The sequence below is a fragment of the Frateuria hangzhouensis genome, from assembly GCF_026410505.1.
In the GTDB taxonomy this organism is placed as follows: Bacteria; Pseudomonadota; Gammaproteobacteria; order Xanthomonadales; family Rhodanobacteraceae; genus Frateuria_A; species Frateuria_A hangzhouensis.
Genome location: NZ_JAPMIU010000018.1, coordinates 30,411 through 48,896 on the forward strand (window position 1 = coordinate 30,411; position 18,486 = coordinate 48,896).

20 protein-coding genes are annotated in these 18,486 nt (G+C 68.2%); 9 read left to right on the top strand and 11 right to left on the bottom strand.

The window, feature by feature from the left end:
- Entirely contained in the window at positions 1-660 is a 660-nt protein-coding gene (locus tag OSC30_RS15310) for a thiopurine S-methyltransferase (protein ID WP_267172731.1), read from the top strand.
- A gap of 156 nt (positions 661-816) precedes the next feature.
- Entirely contained in the window at positions 817-2,001 is a 1,185-nt protein-coding gene (locus tag OSC30_RS15315) for a GGDEF domain-containing protein (RefSeq protein ID WP_267172732.1), read from the top strand.
- A gap of 24 nt (positions 2,002-2,025) precedes the next feature.
- On the opposite strand, the gene OSC30_RS15320 is transcribed toward OSC30_RS15315, so the two are convergent.
- From OSC30_RS15320 to OSC30_RS15330, 3 genes are all read right to left on the bottom strand, one after another.
- Complete coding sequence (locus OSC30_RS15320) at positions 2,026-2,907, bottom strand: class I SAM-dependent methyltransferase (protein ID WP_267172733.1); 882 nt, start codon at positions 2,905-2,907, stop codon at positions 2,026-2,028.
- 51 nt (positions 2,908-2,958) lie between these two features.
- Complete coding sequence (locus tag OSC30_RS15325) at positions 2,959-3,399, bottom strand: SRPBCC family protein (protein WP_267172734.1); 441 nt, start codon at positions 3,397-3,399, stop codon at positions 2,959-2,961.
- Between the two features lie 134 nt (positions 3,400-3,533).
- Positions 3,534-3,923, bottom strand: coding sequence for a DOPA 4,5-dioxygenase family protein (locus OSC30_RS15330; RefSeq protein ID WP_267172735.1), 390 nt, complete (start codon positions 3,921-3,923; stop codon positions 3,534-3,536).
- Between the two features lie 337 nt (positions 3,924-4,260).
- Here OSC30_RS15330 and OSC30_RS15335 point away from each other — a divergent pair, with 337 nt between their 5' ends.
- The 4 genes from OSC30_RS15335 (at position 4,261) to OSC30_RS15350 (ending at position 7,365) form a co-directional block, all read left to right on the top strand.
- On the top strand, positions 4,261-5,148 hold the full coding sequence (locus tag OSC30_RS15335; RefSeq protein ID WP_267172736.1) for a LysR family transcriptional regulator: 888 nt from the start codon (positions 4,261-4,263) through the stop codon (positions 5,146-5,148).
- Between the two features lie 99 nt (positions 5,149-5,247).
- Complete coding sequence (locus tag OSC30_RS15340) at positions 5,248-6,105, top strand: PA4780 family RIO1-like protein kinase (RefSeq protein ID WP_267172737.1); 858 nt, start codon at positions 5,248-5,250, stop codon at positions 6,103-6,105.
- 282 nt (positions 6,106-6,387) lie between these two features.
- Positions 6,388-6,894, top strand: coding sequence for a hypothetical protein (locus OSC30_RS15345; RefSeq protein ID WP_267172738.1), 507 nt, complete (start codon positions 6,388-6,390; stop codon positions 6,892-6,894).
- A 9-nt stretch (positions 6,895-6,903) separates the two neighbouring features.
- Complete coding sequence (locus tag OSC30_RS15350) at positions 6,904-7,365, top strand: DUF421 domain-containing protein (protein WP_267172739.1); 462 nt, start codon at positions 6,904-6,906, stop codon at positions 7,363-7,365.
- 51 nt (positions 7,366-7,416) lie between these two features.
- On the opposite strand, the gene OSC30_RS15355 is transcribed toward OSC30_RS15350, so the two are convergent.
- The 3 genes from OSC30_RS15355 to OSC30_RS15365 form a co-directional block, all read right to left on the bottom strand.
- Positions 7,417-8,007: an HD domain-containing protein gene (locus OSC30_RS15355; RefSeq protein ID WP_267172770.1), complete on the bottom strand. Its 591-nt coding sequence runs from the start codon at positions 8,005-8,007 to the stop codon at positions 7,417-7,419.
- 42 nt (positions 8,008-8,049) lie between these two features.
- Positions 8,050-8,460, bottom strand: a complete 411-nt coding sequence (locus tag OSC30_RS15360) for a hypothetical protein (RefSeq protein ID WP_267172740.1) — start codon at positions 8,458-8,460, stop codon at positions 8,050-8,052.
- Positions 8,461-8,523: 63 nt separating this feature from the next.
- The gene (locus tag OSC30_RS15365; protein WP_267172741.1) at positions 8,524-9,219 is read right to left on the bottom strand and encodes an ion channel; all 696 of its coding nucleotides are present in this window, start codon (positions 9,217-9,219) and stop codon (positions 8,524-8,526) included.
- Positions 9,220-9,555: 336 nt separating this feature from the next.
- On the opposite strand from OSC30_RS15365, the gene OSC30_RS15370 reads away from it, so the two are divergent.
- Positions 9,556-10,752 (top strand): TolB family protein, encoded by a 1,197-nt coding sequence (locus OSC30_RS15370; protein WP_267172742.1) that lies wholly within the window; start codon positions 9,556-9,558, stop codon positions 10,750-10,752.
- Positions 10,753-10,791: 39 nt separating this feature from the next.
- On the opposite strand, the gene OSC30_RS15375 is transcribed toward OSC30_RS15370, so the two are convergent.
- A complete protein-coding gene (locus tag OSC30_RS15375; RefSeq protein WP_267172743.1) occupies positions 10,792-11,112 on the bottom strand; it encodes an MBL fold metallo-hydrolase in 321 nt (106 codons plus the stop codon).
- A 158-nt stretch (positions 11,113-11,270) separates the two neighbouring features.
- The gene (locus OSC30_RS15380; protein WP_267172744.1) at positions 11,271-11,723 is read right to left on the bottom strand and encodes an MBL fold metallo-hydrolase; all 453 of its coding nucleotides are present in this window, start codon (positions 11,721-11,723) and stop codon (positions 11,271-11,273) included.
- Between the two features lie 267 nt (positions 11,724-11,990).
- Between OSC30_RS15380 and OSC30_RS15385 the strand changes: the two genes are divergently transcribed.
- On the top strand, positions 11,991-12,881 hold the full coding sequence (locus tag OSC30_RS15385) for a diguanylate cyclase domain-containing protein (protein ID WP_267172745.1): 891 nt from the start codon (positions 11,991-11,993) through the stop codon (positions 12,879-12,881).
- Positions 12,882-13,117: 236 nt separating this feature from the next.
- Here the strand turns inward: OSC30_RS15385 and OSC30_RS15390 are convergent, their stop codons facing one another.
- The 3 genes from OSC30_RS15390 to OSC30_RS15400 form a co-directional block, all read right to left on the bottom strand.
- Entirely contained in the window at positions 13,118-13,876 is a 759-nt protein-coding gene (locus OSC30_RS15390; RefSeq protein ID WP_267172746.1) for a slipin family protein, read from the bottom strand.
- 22 nt (positions 13,877-13,898) lie between these two features.
- Positions 13,899-15,329 carry an NfeD family protein gene (locus OSC30_RS15395; RefSeq protein WP_267172747.1) on the bottom strand — a complete coding sequence of 477 codons (1,431 nt, stop codon included), beginning with the start codon at positions 15,327-15,329 and terminating at the stop codon, positions 13,899-13,901.
- Between the two features lie 184 nt (positions 15,330-15,513).
- Positions 15,514-17,889 (bottom strand): PAS domain-containing sensor histidine kinase, encoded by a 2,376-nt coding sequence (locus OSC30_RS15400; protein ID WP_267172748.1) that lies wholly within the window; start codon positions 17,887-17,889, stop codon positions 15,514-15,516.
- 27 nt (positions 17,890-17,916) lie between these two features.
- Between OSC30_RS15400 and OSC30_RS15405 the strand changes: the two genes are divergently transcribed.
- Complete coding sequence (locus tag OSC30_RS15405; protein WP_267172749.1) at positions 17,917-18,396, top strand: VOC family protein; 480 nt, start codon at positions 17,917-17,919, stop codon at positions 18,394-18,396.
- Positions 18,397-18,486 lie beyond the last annotated feature (90 nt).

Below are 18,486 nucleotides of genomic sequence, written 5' to 3' on the forward strand. Positions count from 1 at the left end.
GTGGACGCAAGCTTCTGGCTCGATTGCTGGCGCGAAGGCCGAACCGGCTTCCACCGCGCCGAGGTGATGCCGCTGCTGGAGCGGCACTGGCAGGCGCTGGCGGTGCCGCGCGGGACCCGCGTGCTGGTACCGCTGGCGGGCAAGACGCTGGACATGGCCTGGCTTGCATCGCAGGGCCTGCGCGTGCTCGGCGTGGAGCTGTCGCCGCTGGCGGTGCAGGCGTTCTTCGCCGAACACGATCTGCAGCCGCAACGCCACACCTCGGCCTGCGGCGAGCACTACGTGGCCGGTGACATCGAGATCATCCAGGGCAACGTGTTCGACCTGGACGAGGCCACCCTTGCCGACTGCATGGCCGTGTACGACCGCGCCGCCCTGATCGCGCTGCCGCCGGCCATGCGCCAGCAGTATGCGCAGTCGATCTACGGCGGCCTCCCGGCCGGCTGCCGCGGACTGATGATCACGCTCGATTACCCGCCCGGCGACATGGAGGGCCCACCGTTCCCGGTGCCACCAGCGGAAGTGCATCGGTTGCTCGAACGCGGCTGGGGCGTCACCACGCTGGAGCATCTCGACATCCTCGCCGAACAGCCGGGCCTGGCCGCGCGCGGCCTGACCGCCCTGGTCACCGACGTCTACCGTCTGGATCGCCGCGTGTGAGCGTGCCTGTTTCCCGGGCCACGGCGCACACGCTGCACGCCGCCGCCCCTGCGGCAACTTGCCCGTTCAAGCCGGGCACCGGCTTGCCGTTGAAATGAAGGCCACGCGGACGGGCCGTTTCGCCTCGCCGCCCTGGGGCACACAACCGGAGGAATGGTGATAACGCAGGAACCGGCGTCCGGCGCAGCTCCGCCGGCCATCCCGGCGGGCCGCCAGAGGGATCGTCCACAAAGGCGAAGCCGCTGGCTCGCCGCGTTCCTCGGTAGCGGGAGGCGCAAGCAGATCCGCGTCGCGCAATGGCTGGTCTCGGCGCTGACCTACGCCGGCTGCGGCCTGGTCATGGCCATCGGCCTGGCCTTCGACTGGGTGCATGGCGCACATCTGGCGCAATGGCTGGTGCTGGCGGCGCTCTCGCAAGCGCTGTTCTACGCCGTGCTGCGTTCGGGCCTGAGCGAGCGGTTCGCCGACCCTGCCCTGACCGGGCCGCAGATCGCGGTGGGACTGCTCTTTGCGGACTGGGCCTACGTGATCGAGGGGCCGGGGCGTGCCATCGCGTTGATGCCGATGTTGCTGGTGCTGGTGTTCGGCGCGTTCTCGCTGCACTGGAAGAAAATCGCCGTGCTCACGCTGTTGGCACTGGCCGGCTTCGCGGTTTCGCTGGTGCTGCTGCAGTGGCTGCGCGCGCTGCAGGTGGTGCCCTCGACGGAAGAGGACCTGGCCCAGGATCTGGTCTATTTCGCCACGCTGGTCATCGTGCTGCCCGCCGCCGCGGGCCTGGCCGCGCAGCTGTCCCGCCTGCGCTCGACCTTGCGTGCCGAACGCAGCGCGCTGGCCACGGCCCTGGCGGACGTGCAGCGGCTGGCGGCGTTCGACGAACTTACCGGCCTGGCCAATCGCCGCCATGCGCGCGATTTCCTGGCGATCGAACAGGCCCGGGCCAGCCGCGCGGACGCGCCGTTCTCGGTCGTGCTGATCGACCTGGACCATTTCAAGCACATCAACGACACGCTCGGCCACGACGCCGGCGACAAGGTGCTGTGCGCCTTCGCCGAAGCCGCCCGTCCGCTGTTGCGCTCGTGCGATTTGATGGCCCGCTGGGGTGGCGAGGAATTCCTGATCGTCATGCCCGACACGGACGCGACCGCGGCCCATGCGGCCGCCCTGCGCCTGCTCGACCGCGTGCGGATGCTGGCGCCGGTCACCGACCGTCCCATGACCTTTTCGGCCGGGGTCGCGCAGTGGCGCACCGGCGAATCGTTCACCGCGACCGTGACGCGCGCCGACGATGGCATGTACACGGCCAAGCGCGCGGGGCGCGACCGGGTACTGGTGGTCGCCTGACGGTCCGGTTGCCGTGCGGCATGGTCAGACCCGTTCCGTCCCGGCTCCGGTTCGACCATGGCCCACGGCATGGAACAGGGCCACCCGGTCTGCCGGCCACGGGCCTTCTGCGCGCAGCCATGGCTCGCCTGCGACGGCAGCAGTACACGGGCCGAAGGTGCACAGCCGGATCGGCCGCCGCGCGGCTTCGGCGCGCAAGGCGTCCAGCACCTCGCGCAACACCGCGCCGCCGAAGGGCGTGTACAGGAAGAACACGGTGCCGGCGGACAGGTCGGCATGGCGCGCGTCCTGCGCCACGAACCGCACCGGATGCAGCCCGAGCGTGCGGGCCGCGCGCCGGGCACAGGCGACATACGCCGGCTGCCATTCCACGCCGACGGCCCGCGCGCCGGTGCACAGCGCCGCCAGCATCGGCACGTGGCCGAGGCCGGCACCCAGGTCGACCAGGACGCCGTCCGGGCCGAGCGCGGTGCGGCCGAGCATGTCCAGCACGTGGCGCGCTGGCGTCGGCTGGTAGAACAGCATGTCCGGCGCGAGCGGCACCAGGGCGTCCCCGGGATCGGGCACCTGCAACACGCCGGCGACCAATGCATCCAGCGCGTCGTAACCTTCGCCGTCGACCGCCTGCGAGGACGCTTCCACCAGCCATCGCTGAAGCAGTTCCGGCCCCCGCCCGGCGCGGATCGCCGCGCGCAGCCGCCGGTGCAGCGCGGCGTCGGCCCGTTCCAGCCGCGCGCGCATGGCGTGCGCGCGGGCGATCAGGCCACCGGCAAGGTCGTCATCCGTCAGCATCGGCCAGACGCCTTCCAGCCACTCCAGCGCCTCGGCGCGGGCGCGCCAGTGCATGGGCGAGCCGAGCGCCGCGTGGCTTTCCAGGCGGTCGAGCCGCTGGCGAATCTTGTCCATAACCATCCGGCCAAGCATGCCAGCGGATGCGCGCCGCGACGAGCGCCTGACTCAGTCCGGGATCTCGGCCTCGACCAGCTTGGCCAGCAGCACCAGCGACTCCTGCCAGCCGAGGTAGCAGGCGTCGGTCGGGATCGCATCGGGGATGCCTTCCTGCACCACGGTCAGTTCGGTCCCGCAGGACACCCGGGCGAGCGTGACGGTGACATCCATTTCGCCGGGCAGGTCCGGATCGTCGAACCGGTCGGTGTAACGCAGCCGCTCGTTGGGCCTGAGCTCGGTGAAGGTGCCGCCGAACGCATGGCTCTTGCCGGTGGTGAAGTTCGTGAACGACATCCGGTAGCTGCCGCCCACCTGCGCATCCATATGGTGGACCTTGCCGGTAAAGCCGTTCGGCGGCAGCCACTTGGCCCTGGCGTCGGGATCGAGGAAGGCGCGGTAAAGGCGCTCCGGTGTGGTGCGAAGGACGCGGTGCAGTCGGACAGTACCCATGGATCACCTTTCTGGTGGCGGCAGCAGGAGTGCTTCGTGGTCACGACGCGCAAGGGCCGCCGGTTTCGACACGCCATGCCCTCATTCCGCTTCGTAATGGCCCCCCGCGGCCGGCGGTCGATCCGCGTTCCCGCTCAGAAGTCGGCCAGGCCGAATCGGGCGACGCCCTGGTTCCTGCCCGGAGGATCGAGCGTAGCCAGGTCCAGTTCCAGCGGTTTGCCGACCCACTGCGCCAGGCGCGTGTGGTCGGCCAGGTCGTCGTCCGTCAAGGGATGCACCAGGGCCGTGAAATCCGAGGCCACGATGAACTCCCGGATGAGCGGCAGGATGTCCGCGGTGAAATGGATCTCGAACTGGGGCAGCGGATGCGGCCCGGCCTTGTAGTCCTTGAGCGAACCGACGAACAGCAACTGCGGCAGCTCGCCGGACGCCATGCGCTGGCGCAGCACCTGTTGCGCCGTTTCGGCCAGATGACGCGTCGCGGCGTCGTAGTAGATGTGGGCGTGATACGGAGCCGGATTCAATTCGGATGCTCTCGCTCGGGTTCGAAGGCAGGCGATCAACGGGCGATTCCCCGCAGCCACCCGCCCTGGGCGGCCGGTTCGGGCTGCTTCGCCGTTTCCCTGATCGTACATGCCGCGGGCTGCGGGAATGGCTCGACCTTGCGCGGCGTACCTCCTTTCGCCGCACGGTCGCGAGCGGCAAGCTCGGCCCAGTCGCGACTGGGCATGTCCAGATGAAAGCTTGGCATCGCCATACTCCCTGACCGCCACGTAGCGGGCGTGGCGGGCATGATGCTCGGCGCACCCTGGATAGATAAATATGGCAGGATGCGTGTCATACCGAACCCCATGGTTTCGAATGACCAACAAACTCGCCAGCATGGAAATGTTCGTCCGCGTCGTCGAAAGCGGCAGTTTCGCCGCCGCCGCCGAAGCGAGCCGCATCTCGGCCACCATGGTCGCCAAGCACGTCAAGGCGATCGAACAGCGCCTGGGCGCGCGGCTGCTCCATCGCACCACGCGCCGGCAGCAACTGTCGGACGTGGGCCGGCTCTACTACGAACGCTGCAAGCAGGTGCTGGCCGAGGTCGCGCTGGCCGAGGCCAGCGCACTGGAACTGCAGGCCAGCCCGCGCGGACGGCTGCGGCTGGTCGCCCCGGTCGGCTTCGCCAGCCACAGCCTGGTGCCGGCGTTGGCCGAATACATGGCCCGTTTCCCCGAGGTCAACGTGGAGCTCACGCTGGACAATCGCCCGCCGACGCTCGCCGATGGCGATTTCGAGCTCGGCATCCACGTCGGCGACGTGACCGAACCGGGCGTGGTGGCGCGACCGCTGCATCCCTACCGCCGCATCCTTGCCGCCTCCCCCGCTTACCTCGCCCGCCACGGGAGTCCCGAGCGGCCGGAGGAACTGGCCGGACACCAATGCCTGGGGCTGTCCTACTGGCGACGCTCGGACCATTGGCGCCTGGAAGGTCCCGCGGGCGCCACCTGCGCCGTCAGCGTGCAAGGCCGCTTCACCGCCAACCAGGGCAACGCGCTGCGCATCGCCGCCCTCAACGGCATCGGCATCGTGCTGCAACCCGAGGCGGTGCTGGCCGACGACCTCGCCAGCGGGCAGCTGTTGCCGGTCCTGCCCGGCTGGTCGCTCGCCCCGTCGCCGATGTACCTGATCTACGCGCAGGACCGGCGCCCCACCGCCAAGCTGAGCAGCGCGATCGACTTCCTGCTGGAGCGGTTCGGCTGAACAGATGGCGCTGGATCGCCCGCCGGCGTGGTCGCGGTCGCCTTCCCGCCCCTCGCGACCAGTCATAATGGGCGGTTTCCACGACCGAACGACGTCCCGATGAAAACCCCCGCTGGCTTGCAGGAGCTGATCGACGACGGCGTCATCGACGAGGTGCTGCGTCCGCTCAAGAGCGGCAAGGAAGCCTCCGTCTACGTCGTGCGCTGCGGCGACGAGGTGCGCTGCGCCAAGGTCTACAAGGACATGGGCCAGCGCAGCTTCCAGCAGCGCGTGCAGTACCAGGAGGGCCGCAAGGTGCGCGGCAGCCGGCAGGCGCGGGCGATCGGCAAGGCCAGCAAGTTCGGCCGCAAGGAGGCCGAGGCGGCCTGGAAGAACGCCGAGGTCGACGCGCTCTACCTGCTTGCCGACGCCGGCGTGCGCGTGCCGCGGCCTCACGGCTACTTCAACGGCGTGCTGGTGATGGAACTGGTCACCGATGCCGACGGCCATTCCGCGCCTCGCCTGGGCGAGGTAGAGCTGTCGGCCGACACCGCGCGCGCATGGCATCGCATCCTCGTCCGCCAGGTCGTGCGCATGCTCTGCGTCGGGCTGATCCACGGCGACCTGTCCGAATACAACGTGCTGGCCACGCCGGACGGCCCGGTCATCATCGACCTGCCGCAGGTGGTCAGCGCCTCCGGCAACAACGCCGCGCGCACGATGCTGCGGCGGGACGTCGGCAACATCACCATCAGCCTCTCGCGCTTCGCCCCGGAGCTGCTCGACACCCGCTACGCCGAGGAAATGTGGGCGTTGTTCGAACAGGGCGAACTGCAGCCGGAGTCCGAACTGACCGGCCACTTCGATGTCGATGAGAGCGCGGTGGACGTGGACAGCGTGATGCAGTCGATCATCGACGCCCGCGAGGAGGCGATCATCCGCCAGCAGGGACGCGAAGCGGCACTGGCCGAAGACTGACCCGCCGCCCTGCTCCCTCTCCCCTCCGGGAGAGGGCCGGGGTGAGGGGCCGCTCTTGCGGAAGGGCTGGCCCGCGCAAGGCGCCTTCTTTGAAAAGATCTGCTTCCGATCAGCTCCTCCGCGAGCCCCGGCCCCTCACCCAACCTCTCCCTGGAAGGGAAAGGCCCGGTATCGGCGTGCGTGCCGCAACGGCCGGCTGCTGCCCGGCGCAGTACATCCATTCACGCGCTGAAGTCGGCACGGGTCGTATCACGAATCCGTTCCCGGCCCAGGCGACCCGAAGTGCAGGCGGAAGATCCGAGCATCCAGATCAACGAGAACCGCGACCACCAGCGGTACGAATGGCGGGTCGAACGCATCGGCTGGCTGGTGATGGCGATCCTGCTCGCGGCCGGCCTGCTGGGCCTGCTCGGCTACGGCGCAATGAGCCGGAGCCAGGCCGGCGCACCGGGCGCCCTGTCGGTGGACTACGACCATCTGCAACGCGCGAGTGCGCCGAGTGAGTACCGCTTCTCCGTCGCCCCCTCCCTGGCAAGCGACGGCGCATTGACGCTTCGCTTCGACCAGGCCTTGCTGGACGAAGTGGAGATGCAGTCCATTGTCCCCGAGCCCACGCAGGTGCGCGCGGGGCCTGGCTTCACCGAGTTCACCTTCGCCATGGCCCCGGCCCAGGGCTCACCCGAGCGCATCGAATTCCAGTTCCAGCACGCCACCTTCGGCCACGTGCGCGGGCAGGTCACCGCCGAGGGCGCCGCGCCGCTGGTCATCGACCAGTTCGTCTATCCCTGAGGATCACCCATGGAATCGGTCATCCGCGGTGTCGTCGTCTATGCGTTCCTGTTCCTGGTCTTCCGCATCGCCGGCAAGCGCACGCTCGCCCAGACCTCGCCGTTCGAACTCGTGCTGCTGCTGATCATTTCGGAAACCACCCAGCAGGCCATGGTCGACAGCGACCACTCGGTGACCAACGCGTTCCTGCTGATCATGACCCTGGTGGGCCTCAGCATCGCGCTGTCGATCATCAAGCACCGCTCGCGGGCCGCCAGCCGTTGGCTGGAAGGCCTGCCGGTGCGCGTGGTGCGCGACGGCGTGTGGGACAAGAAGGTGGGCGACAAGATGCGCGTGGACGAATCCGAAGTGCTCACCGCCGCGCGCACGAAGCAGGGCCTCGAGCGCATGGACCAGATCAAGCACGCCACCGTGGAAAACGACGGCACCATCTCCATCGTGCCGCGCGACGCCAGGAGCCCATCCCCGTAGGGTGGGCTTCAGCCCACCATCCCGCCCGGCCATGCGGCCATTCGACATACTCTACTCCCCAGTTTCCAACCGCTCGACCGCCCGGGCCAGGTTGTCCCTCGCCCGCCCCTCCCACTGCACGAAGGGCTCGTTCCGGTAGATCCGCGGTCGCGCCAGGAACTGCCTGAGAAGCCGCGCCCTGCCCGTCCGGTACAACGGCCACGGCACGTGCCGGTATTCCTTGCGGATCGCCTGCTCGAACCTCTCGTACGCCACCGGATCGGCGGCCAGGATGGAAAGGTCGATATCCACCAGGAATGACTCGTCCTTCGTGCGCGCGGGCGCTTCGTGGCACGTCGCCATCACCAGTCCGACCACCCGCTCGACTGCCTCCGGCGACGCGCCGTGGCGGACCAGGAAATCGCGTGCCCAGTCGGCGCTCCTGCGTTCGTTCCTCAACGACCGCGGGTCATAGACCGCGTCGTGGAACCACAAGGCCAGTTCCACTTCCCTCGGCGAGTCCAGCTTGCCGGCGCACGCATCCAGATGGCGAAGGCAGGCATCGACATGAGCGCCGGTGTGGTAATGCCGCTGCGATTGCCCGTACGCCGCCACCAGCTCGCGCCATGTCTCCAGGCCGGTCGGCAGGCCCCAGGCGGCCATCAAGACCGACCATCGTTCGAACGTCACCGGTGCCGCCCGTCCTCAACGGGACGCCGGCGCGTCGGCGCCGAACGGCCCCCGCAGGAGCAACACCGCGTAGACCAGCGCCAGGAGCCCCGACACCACCGCGAAGACGCCGAGCGCGCGCGGCGCACCGGCGAGGGCCGGATGCGCGAGGCTGAACGCGCTGATCATGTACAAGGCGAAGTTGGCCATCACCATCGGCCGCCCATAGATGCCGCCGACGATCGTGCGCCGCTGGCTCCAGTTGAGCCACGCCACCGCCAGCCACCCGGCCGCCACCAGTTGACCGAGCACCGTGGCACTGGCCGGCATGCCCGGAATCATTCGCGGCAGCAGCTCGTCGGAGCCGAACAGCAAGGCCACGCCGCCCGCGGCCAGCACGAGCGCGCTGGATGTGGTGATGGCAGTCGATGCACGTGTAGGGTTCATGCCGCGGACACTCCTCGGGATGTGGGGGAATTTGACGAACCAGGCCGGCGGTACTGCCCGCGCTCAATCGCGCCGCTGCGCCACCGACAGGCCGATCAGGCGCGAGACCACCAGCGCCAGGTACATCACGCCGGTGAACATTTCCAGGTTGGCGACCGCGCGCGCCAGCGGGCTGATCGGAATCACGTCGCCGATGCCGGTGCTGGTAAACAGCGCAAAGCTCAGGAACATCAGGTCGGTCCACGCGCGCGGCGCCCCTGCGTCCACCGAACCTGCGAACGCCCCCGGCTGCCACGCCTGGCACAACACCAGCAGGTACGTGAAAGCCCACACCAGCAAGGTCAGCGTGGCGCCGGCGGCATACAACTCGTCGGTGGTGGCCCGTTCGTCGGCCAGCATGTAGGACACCAGGCTGCCCGCAGCGTAGAAGTAGAACGCCGCCTCGAGCGCGGCCTGCCAGGGCTGCAGTCGCTCGAGATCCAGCCCGATGTACAGCGCGTTCAACACCACCGCGGCGGTCGCGAGTACCAGGCCGGGCCACAACCGCGCCGAGGTATGCCCGATCATGCGCAGCGCCAGCAGCAGGATCAGCACGCCGAAAACGCCGACCAGGATGCGCGCGGCATGGGTCTGTTCGACAAACGGGTAAGCCAGCACGCAAGCCAGCTGCGCCACCAGCAGCAGCGCCGAAGGATGCCGGCGGAACAGAAACCACCACCGTCGGGCAGAGCGGCGCGTGGGCGTTGGGGAAGATGGCATCTTGTTTCCAGGCAAGGGTGGCTACGGTTCCGGCAGTCCAGGTTCGACGCTCGCGCCGGCCGGCAAGGGGCGCAGCGGGGCGGCCGAGCGGTCTAGTGGAGCACGAAATCACGGACATCCGTCCGCGAAATGGATCCCGGTCCAGAGCCGAGACCTGGCGTCGCTGGCCGCACGCACGCTTCACGCGGGCGCGCGCAACGTACCGCCGCCACAACAGGACTCCGGGGCGACAGACAGCCTTTCCGCCCGCGTTTATTCGGAAGCTCAAGGATGAATTCCCGTCGCCCCGTGGTCTTGTCCAGCCCGGCAGGACGGATCCGCCTTAGGACCATCATCATGAAAAACCTGCTCCCGGCTGGCTTGATGCTCGCGTTGCTATCGATGGCCTTCATGCCCGCGATGGCCAACGCCGCCGACAACCGGCCGTCCGTGTTGCCTGCGATCAAGGCGCCGATCCTCTACACCCATGCAACCTACTACGCCAGCGATCGCTACTTCATGCAGAGCGCCGCGTTGCGTCGCGTGAATCCGGCGACCGGCCTGGTCACCCCGCTGACGCCAAGGAAAAACGGCATCTTCTACCTGGGGGGCAGCTGGTCCCCGAATGGCAACCGGTTCGTCTACGAACGGGCAACCGAAGCCATGAACGACCGGTCGAAGCTCTTTACCGCGGACAAGTACGGAGCTTCCAGAATGCTGCTCACGCCGACCCTGGGCAAGTATCAGCAAGCCACTTGGGGACCGGGCAGGCTGATCGCCTTCATCGACGCTACCCGTCAATGCCTTTCCTCGGTGCGGCCCGACGCAACGGGCCTGCGCACGCTGTTCTGCCCGACGTTCATGGACAACAGCCTGGAAATTGTCTGGCAGGATCCGCAATGGACGCCGGACGGCAAGGCCATCGTGCTCCAGGTCGGTCAATGGGTCGAAAGCGGCCTGGCGCTTGACTGGTATACCTCCGTTTACCGCGTCAATGCGGCCACCGGGAACGCAAGGCTGATCTTCAGGCAAAAGCAGGCCGAACAGGACATGCAGTTGGCCATTTCGCCCGACGGGACCCAGGGGGTCTATTCGCTGGTTTCGGACATGATCCGGGTGGATTTCCGCACCGGCAAACAAACCACGGTCACGAGGCCCGATGCCGGCGTCGGGGCGTCCTACAGCGAGCACTATTCGCCCGATGGCAAGCACATTGCGTTTGCACACCATTTTTCGCTGGACGATCCGGACCACAAAGAGCACGTGATCGGTTACATCGGCATCTATGTGATGCGTGCGGACGGCACACACATGAGGATGATCAACGTCGAACGGAACAACAACCTCGAGCAGACGATACAAATCCAGACGTCGGTGGCAGGATGGTCCGGTGATGGCTCACAAGTGCTTCTCAACCGCACGTGCGCACATCTCGAACATGGCGAGTACGTTCCCTATCCCTCCCTGCGCATGGTCGATGTAGCTACGCGCAAGGTCGTGCCACTGGATCATGCCAAAGGCTTTGCCGGGGAAGGCGCGTGGTTCCAGCATTGACCGGGCGCAGCACGCCTCCCGTTGGTGGCACGAAAGCAACTATTTCGATTCGGCCGATTCGCTCGCCTTTCCCGATCGCGCCTGCTCCCGGGCCAACCGCGCGTCCAGGCTCGCGGTAGCGGTCGCGGCATAGGCCCGGCACGCGCCGGCATCGAGCAGCGGCCCGACGTCGGCGGGCGACTGCCGCCGCGCCACCTTTTCCCAGAAGCCGCTCGCGCCGGGATGCGGGGTCAGCAGGATATCGCAGGGCAACGCCGCCACGGTGGCGATCGCCTGGCGGAACGCAGCGACGTGGCGCGGATGGTCGCCGAAGCGAAAGCCCGGCGCGGCAATCGCGCTGAGGCTGTCCGCGTAGACCATGCGCAGGCATCCCTCATCGCCACACGAGACCCAGGTCCACGACATGCTGCCGGGCGTGTGGCCGGGCGTGCCGTGGGCCGTGACCACCACCGTGCCCAGCCGCAGGGTTTGCCCATCGCGCACCGGCCTGGCGTCGTGTACCGGCGGGTAGCCCGGGTTCAGGCCGTACTGCGGATCGGCGCGATTGGCACCGCCCCGCGCCAGCGCCGCACCCCGGCCACGCTCGCCAGCACCTGGGCGCCGCTGTCGCGCTGCAACGCGGCGATGCCGCCGGCGTGGTCCGGGTGCGCGTGCGAGTTGAGGATCCACTTGATCTCGCTCACCTGAAACCCCAGCGTCCGGACGTTCGCCTCGATCACCGACGCGGACGCCGGCAGGCCACCATCGAACAGCGCCAGCCCCTGCCCCGTGTCCACAAGTATCGCGGACAGGCCATGCGGCCCCACGTACCAGGTGTTGCCGTAGATACGAAACGGCTGCTGCGGCGCGTTCCACTGCCGATGGTCGATATCCCGCGAAGAACCGTCCGGCAGCTGATCCGCCCGAGCGGTGGACAGAACCGTGACCAAGCCGAACGCCAGCGCGACGCGTACCAGGATGCCCAGGGACATGGGGAACTCTCCGTCGTAAAGCAGGCAGCATCACCAGAGGCACTGGCATGCCGCCGGCGGACTTCTGACCTTTTGCGGGCATGCGCCTTTTAAGAAGCACCGGCTCTGTGCGATAGGTGGCTACTCCGACACGCGGTGCCCCTCCCGCGCAATGGCGTGGGAGGGAGAGGTTGCTCCCTTCCCGCGCCCGATTCACACCTGCAGCCCGCCCGACCATACTTGGAGCAGCCCCCGCAATGTCACCGGGCGCGATCACCCGGCCGGACCATGACTGCGAAGCTGCCTCCCCTCACCGAACTGCTCGATCTCATGCCCGACGCAGTGTGCGTCGTCGATGCCGAAGGTTACGTCCTGTTCGTCAGTGCAAGTTTCCAGCGCATCTTCGGCTACGCACCCGACGAGATCATCGGCCGGCGGATATTCGAACTGGTCCACCCCGACGACCGTGCAACGACCATGCAGCAGGCCCAACAGGTCATGGGCGGTTCGCTGCAACGGCACTTCCGCAATCGCTACATCCACAAGGATGGCCACGCCGTGGACATCCAATGGTCGGCTCGCTGGCTGCCCGACTATGGCGTGCGGATCGGGGTGGCCCATGAGGTGACCGAACTGCGGCGCGCCGAGCGGGAGCTCGAGTACCGCGCCAGCCACGATCCCTTGACCGGATTGCCCAACCGCCACCGGTTGCGTCAGGAACTGCAATACGCCATCGCGCAGGCCGCGCAGACCGGCGGCGGCCTGGCGCTGCTCTTCCTGGACCTCGACGGCTTCAAGGCGATCAACGACCGGTACGGGCACGACGCCGGGGATCGCTTGCTGTACGAGGCGGCGCGACGGCTGCAGCAGGGTCTTCGGCAGGGCGATCTGGTCGCCCGCGTCGGCGGTGACGAGTTTGTCGCCGTGCTCCCCGGCTGCCGTGATGCCGAGGCCGCCCGCGCCGTCGCGCAGAGCCTCCGCGCCTGCCTGCGACCGCCCTGTACGCTGCCCGAAGGCTCGTTTCGACTCGATGCCAGCATCGGGATCGCCTGCTTCCCCGTGGACGGAAGCGACCCGGACGCCCTGCTGACGCAGGCCGATCACGCGATGTACGTGGCCAAACGCCACAGGCACGGCGTGGATGGCCTCGGCCCGTCGCACGACACCTCGGCCGACTGATGGGGGCCCGCTGACGGAGTCGGCCCTGCCGCAAGCCGTGCTCACGCTCCGGAGTCGCGACCTTCACACGCAGCCGTGACCGCACCTGCGTAGCGTTGACGGCGACCTGTGCAGCGTGCGCTGCCCGGATCAAGCGATCGTCGCGAATACGTTGGGTTTTGCGGGTGGACAACGAAGGAGATCCGCTTGGCGGCTGCCGCGCGTGGGCTTCCGATCGGCCTCCGGCTCGCGCAGGATCAACCGCTGCGCGGCATCGCGTCGATCAGCGGCTTGATCAGCTCCAGCGGCAGCGGGAACACGATCGTGGAAGCCTTGCCGTTGCTGGACATGTCGGCCAGCGTCTGCAGATAGCGAAGCGACAGCGCCTGCGACTGCTGCGACAGCATCGCGGCGGCGTCGCGCAACTTTTCCGCGGCCTGCAGCTCGCCCTCGGCATGGATCACCTTGGCGCGCCGCTCGCGTTCGGCCTCGGCCTGGCGGGCGATCGCGCGCACCATGGTGTCGTTGAGGTCGACGTCCTTGATCTCCACGTTGGTGACCTTGATGCCCCAAGGATCGGTCGCCTCGTCGAGGATCGTCTGCAGCGTCTGGTTGATCGAATCGCGTTGCGACAGGATCTCGTCCAGTTCGTGCTGGCCCAGCACCGAACGCAGCCGCGTCTGCGCCAGCTGGCTGGTGGCCTGCAGGAAGTTCTCCACCTGCAGCACCGACTTGTCCGGTTCCACCACGCGGAAATACACCACCGCATTGACCCGCACCGAGACGTTGTCGCGCGAGATCACGTCCTGCGGCGGCACGTCCATTACCGTCACGCGCAGGTCCACCCGCATCATCCGCTGGATCACCGGAACCAGCAGCACCAGCCCCGGCCCCTTGGTACCGGTGTAGCGGCCGAGCGTGAGCACCACGCCGCGCTGGTACTCGGGCAACACCTTGATCGCCAGCACCAGCAACACGACGACGATCACCACCAACACACCGGCAAATCCGAACATGAGCGTTCTCCCGTGAAACCGATCAGGTAGGCTCGACCCACAGCAACAGGCCGTCGCGACGCAGCACCCGCACGCGGGCGCCTGCAGGCAGCGCGACGGTGCAACGCACGCGCCAGCGCTCGCCCTGGATGCGCGCCCAGCCTTCGCCGCCCTCACCCACCGGCTGCAGCAGCTCGCCGACGGTCGCCTGCATGGATTGCTCGACGCTGAAGTGCGGGGCGCGCCGCGCGCGCATCGCCAGTCGCAACAACACGCCAAGGCCCACCATGGCGCAGAATGCGAGGCCCGCGATCACGCCCAGATTCACGCCGTAGCCGGGCACGCCGGTACGGAACAGCATGATCGAGCCGACCACGAACGCGATCAGCCCGCCGATGCCGAGCGCGCCCACGCTTGGACTGAACGCCTCGGCGACCAGCAGGCCGATGCCCAGCGCCATCAGCGCCAGCCCCGCATAATTCACCGGCAGCAACTGCAGCGCATACAGACCGATCAACAGGCAGATGCCGCCAGTGATGCCGGGCAGCAACGCGCCGGGATGGAATGCCTCCAGGATCAGTCCGTAGATGCCCGCGAGCAGCAGCATGTAGGCGATGGTCGGGTTGGTGATGGTGGCGAGGAAACGGTTGCGCCAGCCGGGCGCGTAGTCGCGCAGCGGGAGGCCGGTCAGATGCAGCACCAGCCTGCGCTCGCCGATGCGCACGGTGCGGCCATCGACCTGCGCCAGCAGCGCGGTCGCGTCGCTGGCCACGATATCGATCACGTGTTCTTGCATCGCCTCGCTGGCGGTCAGCGTGGCCGCGCCTCGCACCGCCTGTTCGGCCCATGCCGCGTTGCGGCCGCGCAGTTGCGCCAGCGAGCGGATGTAGGCGATCGCGTCATTGAGCGCCTTGTTCGACTCGGCGTTTCCTGCCGGCGTTTTGTCATCGTCCTTCGATGAACTGCTGCCCTGCGGCGCACTGCTGCCTTTTGCCGGGCCGGTGCCCTTCGATGCCGATGGCCGGTCGCTTCCCGGTGCAGGCATCGGCGTGTCGCCGCCCAGCGACACCGGCGTGGCCGCGCCCAAATGCGTGGCCGGCGCCATCGCGGCCACATGGCAGGCATACAGGATGTAAGTGCCGGCCGACGCCGCCCGCGCACCGCCCGGCGCCACGTAGCCGAGCACCGGCACGTCCGAGGCCAGGATGTCGGCGATGATCGGCCGCATCGACTCGGCCAGGCCGCCCGGCGTATCCATCTGCAGCACGATCGCCGCAGCGCCGTCGTCGGTGGCGCGCCGCATCGCATCGTCCACGTATTCCGCGGCCGCGGGGCCGATCGGCCCGGACAGCTCGATCCGTGCCACGAACGTGCCGCTACCCGGGTCGCCAGCGGGCGACCGGGAAGCGAGTGCGCCCAGGCCCGACACCAGGAGGGCCGCGGCAGTCCACCAGCTCCATGTCCGTCGCGCCATGGCACGTGCCTCCGCTATCGGCCATGCCACTGTGCGCCGGGATGCCTCGTTTTCGTGTTAACGCTGGCCCGCCGCTACACCCGCGCCGATCGCGCGGCGTTCTGCCGCGTGCGGACGACCGGTCGCACGCGGGCGGCATCGCCCGCGCCTGGACGTCCGCACGAACCCGAGGGTCGGCCTCCGTCTAGACGTCCAGGGCATCCCGTTGCAGCAGCAGCTTGCGGATCGCGCGGGCGAGCGCATCGCGCGTATACGGCTTGCTCAAGAGGCTCACCCCGGCGTCCAGCCGTCCATCGTGCACGATCGCGTCGCGTGGGTAGCCGGAGGTGAAGAGGATCCCGATGCCGGGGGCGATTTCCCGCGCCTGGCGGGCCAGCAGCGTACTTTTCAGCGGGCCGGGCATCACCACATCGGTAAAAAGCAGGTCCACGCCAGGGTCGGCCTGCAGCTCGGCCAGTGCTTCCTGGCCGCTGGACGCCTTGCGCACGGCGTAACCGAGGTGGGTGAGCATCTCCACGACCGTGGCGCGTACCTGCACATCGTCCTCGACGACCAGGATGGTTTCGGACCCGCCGACCGCCGGTAACGACGCCGTCACCGGCTCGTCGACCGCCACGCCGTCCACGCGCGGCAGGTAGATATTCACGGTCGTGCCGATGCCGACCGCGCTGTCGATCGAAACGTGCCCGCCGCTCTGCTTGACGAAGCCGTAAACCATGCTGAGCCCCAGACCGCTGCCGAGGCCTTCGGGCTTGGTAGTGAAGAACGGCTCAAAGGCCTGCCGGCAGACCTCCCCGGACATGCCGCCACCGGTGTCGGACACCGACAGCAGGACATAGTCGCCCGGCTCGGGCACATCCATCCCGGCCGCGCCGCCGCCGACGGTGATGTTGTGTGCCTTAAGCACCAGCCGGCCTTCGCCCGCCATCGCATCGCGCGCGTTGATGGCCAGGTTGAGCAAGGCGTTCTCCATTTGCGCCGGATCGGCACAGATGGACCACAAATTGCCCACGGCGGAGGTTTCCAGGGCGATGGCTTCGCCGATCACGCGGCGCAGCATGTCGGCCAAGCCGTTCATCAGCCGCGCCGCATCCAGCACCTGCGGCTGCAAGGGCTGGCGCCGCGCAAACGCCAGCAGTTGCGCGGCGAGCTTGGCGCCGCGCTCTACCGCGACCAGGGCGTTGCCGACCCGCTTTCCGGCCCTGGCATCGTCGTCCCCGAGACCGGCCTGGAGCAATTGCAGGTTGCCGCCGATGACCTGCAACAGATTGTTGAAATCATGCGCCACGCCACCGGTGAGCCGTCCAACGGCCTCCATCTTCTGGGCCTGGTACAGCGCCGCCTCGGCCTGCGCCAGGTCCGCGGTGCGCGTTTGCACCAGTTCCTCGAGATGTTCGCGGTGCTTCTGCAGGTCTTCGTGGGCGCGCACGCGCGCCGTCACGTCGTGGCCCAGCACGAAGATGCCCGACACATGGCCATCGGGCTCATGGATGGGCTGGTAGATGAAGTCCAGGAAGAATTCGGTCGGCACGCCGTCGCGCTGGAGCAGCACACGTTCTTCGCGCCCCACATACGCCTCGGCCGTGGCGAGCACGCGCTCCAGCAGGCCGATGAAACCCTGTTCGACCACCTCGGGCAGGGCCTGCGCCATGGGCAGGCCGATGAGATTCTGGCGCCCGACCATTCCGCGGTAGGCCGCGTTGGCGATTTCGAAGATCAGATCCGGGCCGCGCAGAATGCAGACGAAGCCCGGTGCCTGCTCGAACAGTTGCCGGAGGTGCTGGCGCTCACGTTCCAGCACGAAGTTTTCCTGCTGCAGGCGCTGGGCGCGGTGGAAGATGCCGGCCTGCAACCGCTCCAGGCTACTGGACGGGCCCTCGTCGCCGGATTCCCCGGCCGGGGGCGTCCGGCGCAGCCGATGCAGCTCGGTGACATCCTCCGTGTACTGCAGGATCCAGCCCACTTCACCCTGTTCGTCGAACAGCGGCGTGTGGGTCGCGCTCCAGTAGCGGTCCTGCAGCACCACGCCCTGCGCCGTGTGCTGTGTGACCTTGTAGGGAATCAATGCGAGCGTATCGGCACGCCCCGTGGCCAGCACGCGCTCCAGCGACGCACGCAGCATGAGCGCGCCCGCCCGGTTGGGGTCGCCCGGCTCGTCGGGAAACACGTCGAACAGGCAACGTCCCTCGAGTTCCTCCATCCGGCTGGCGGTCGTCTGCAGATAGGCGCGATTGGCCGTCACGTAGCGAAACTGCCGGTCGAGCACCGTGAACGGCGCCGGCGCGTGCTCGAAAATCTGCCTGAAGTCCTTCATCCGCCCCTCGTCTGCGCCGCCGGGACACCCGCCCCGCCGCTGCCGGTACCCGCAGGCGACCGATTCAGACATGGTAGCAGTGCGCCCCGGCCACGCCCGCACGCCCGCGAAAGGTCGCCCCTTGCAGGGGCGCGCTTGGGCGCGACTGCGATCCGACGCCCCAGAGACGCTCCTTCGGACATCCCGGCTCTTCCTCTGGCCGTGTCGATCCGGACACCGCTCGTTCGTCGTGGGAATGCACGACATCCCCGACAAGAACCCAGGAGAACGCCCATGTCCCACAAGAACACCGTCTGCCTCTGGTACGACGGCACCGCGCTGGAGGCCGCGCGGTTCTATGCCGAAACCTTTCCGGACAGCTCGGTCGGCGCCGTCCATCACGCGCCGGGCGACTTCCCCTCGGGCAAGCAGGGCGATGTGCTGACGGTCGAGTTCACCGTCATGGGCATCCCGTGCGTGGGCCTGAACGGCGGACCGGCGTTCAAGCACGATGAGGCGTTTTCCTTTCAGGTGGCGACCGACGACCAGGCCGAAACCGACCGGTTGTGGAACGCGATCATCGACAACGGCGGCCAGGCCAGCGCCTGCGGCTGGTGCAGGGACCAGTGGGGGCTGTCGTGGCAGATCACCCCGCGCGCCCTGCTCGCCGCGGTCAACGACCCCGATCGGGCCGCCGCCAAGCGCGCTTTCGACGCCATGATGGAGATGACGAAAATCGACATCGCCGCGATCGAAGCCGCGCGCCGCGGATGATGCTGGCGCCTGCCAGGCCGAACACCGCCGAGCCGGCTGGCGCTCCACGCCGTTTGCGCACCATGCCCTGCCAAACCCGCCCCCGGCGCC

Bases quoted from the DNA above. Each gene is read 5' to 3' on its own strand.
- OSC30_RS15320 (WP_267172733.1), bottom strand. From the start codon at position 2,907: ATGGACAAGATTCGCCAGCGGCTCGACCGCCTGGAAAGCCACGCGGCG.
- OSC30_RS15325 (WP_267172734.1), bottom strand. From the start codon at position 3,399: ATGGGTACTGTCCGACTGCACCGCGTCCTTCGCACCACACCGGAGCGC.
- OSC30_RS15335 (WP_267172736.1), top strand. From the start codon at position 4,261: ATGACCAACAAACTCGCCAGCATGGAAATGTTCGTCCGCGTCGTCGAA.
- OSC30_RS15340 (WP_267172737.1), top strand. From the start codon at position 5,248: ATGAAAACCCCCGCTGGCTTGCAGGAGCTGATCGACGACGGCGTCATC.
- OSC30_RS15350 (WP_267172739.1), top strand. From the start codon at position 6,904: ATGGAATCGGTCATCCGCGGTGTCGTCGTCTATGCGTTCCTGTTCCTG.
- OSC30_RS15355 (WP_267172770.1), bottom strand. From the start codon at position 8,007: ATGGCCGCCTGGGGCCTGCCGACCGGCCTGGAGACATGGCGCGAGCTG.
- OSC30_RS15360 (WP_267172740.1), bottom strand. From the start codon at position 8,460: ATGAACCCTACACGTGCATCGACTGCCATCACCACATCCAGCGCGCTC.
- OSC30_RS15365 (WP_267172741.1), bottom strand. From the start codon at position 9,219: ATGCCATCTTCCCCAACGCCCACGCGCCGCTCTGCCCGACGGTGGTGG.
- OSC30_RS15370 (WP_267172742.1), top strand. From the start codon at position 9,556: ATGAAAAACCTGCTCCCGGCTGGCTTGATGCTCGCGTTGCTATCGATG.
- OSC30_RS15375 (WP_267172743.1), bottom strand. From the start codon at position 11,112: ATGGTCTACGCGGACAGCCTCAGCGCGATTGCCGCGCCGGGCTTTCGC.
- OSC30_RS15380 (WP_267172744.1), bottom strand. From the start codon at position 11,723: ATGTCCCTGGGCATCCTGGTACGCGTCGCGCTGGCGTTCGGCTTGGTC.
- OSC30_RS15385 (WP_267172745.1), top strand. From the start codon at position 11,991: ATGACTGCGAAGCTGCCTCCCCTCACCGAACTGCTCGATCTCATGCCC.
- OSC30_RS15390 (WP_267172746.1), bottom strand. From the start codon at position 13,876: ATGTTCGGATTTGCCGGTGTGTTGGTGGTGATCGTCGTCGTGTTGCTG.
- OSC30_RS15395 (WP_267172747.1), bottom strand. From the start codon at position 15,329: ATGGCGCGACGGACATGGAGCTGGTGGACTGCCGCGGCCCTCCTGGTG.
- OSC30_RS15400 (WP_267172748.1), bottom strand. From the start codon at position 17,889: ATGTCGTGCATTCCCACGACGAACGAGCGGTGTCCGGATCGACACGGC.
- OSC30_RS15405 (WP_267172749.1), top strand. From the start codon at position 17,917: ATGTCCCACAAGAACACCGTCTGCCTCTGGTACGACGGCACCGCGCTG.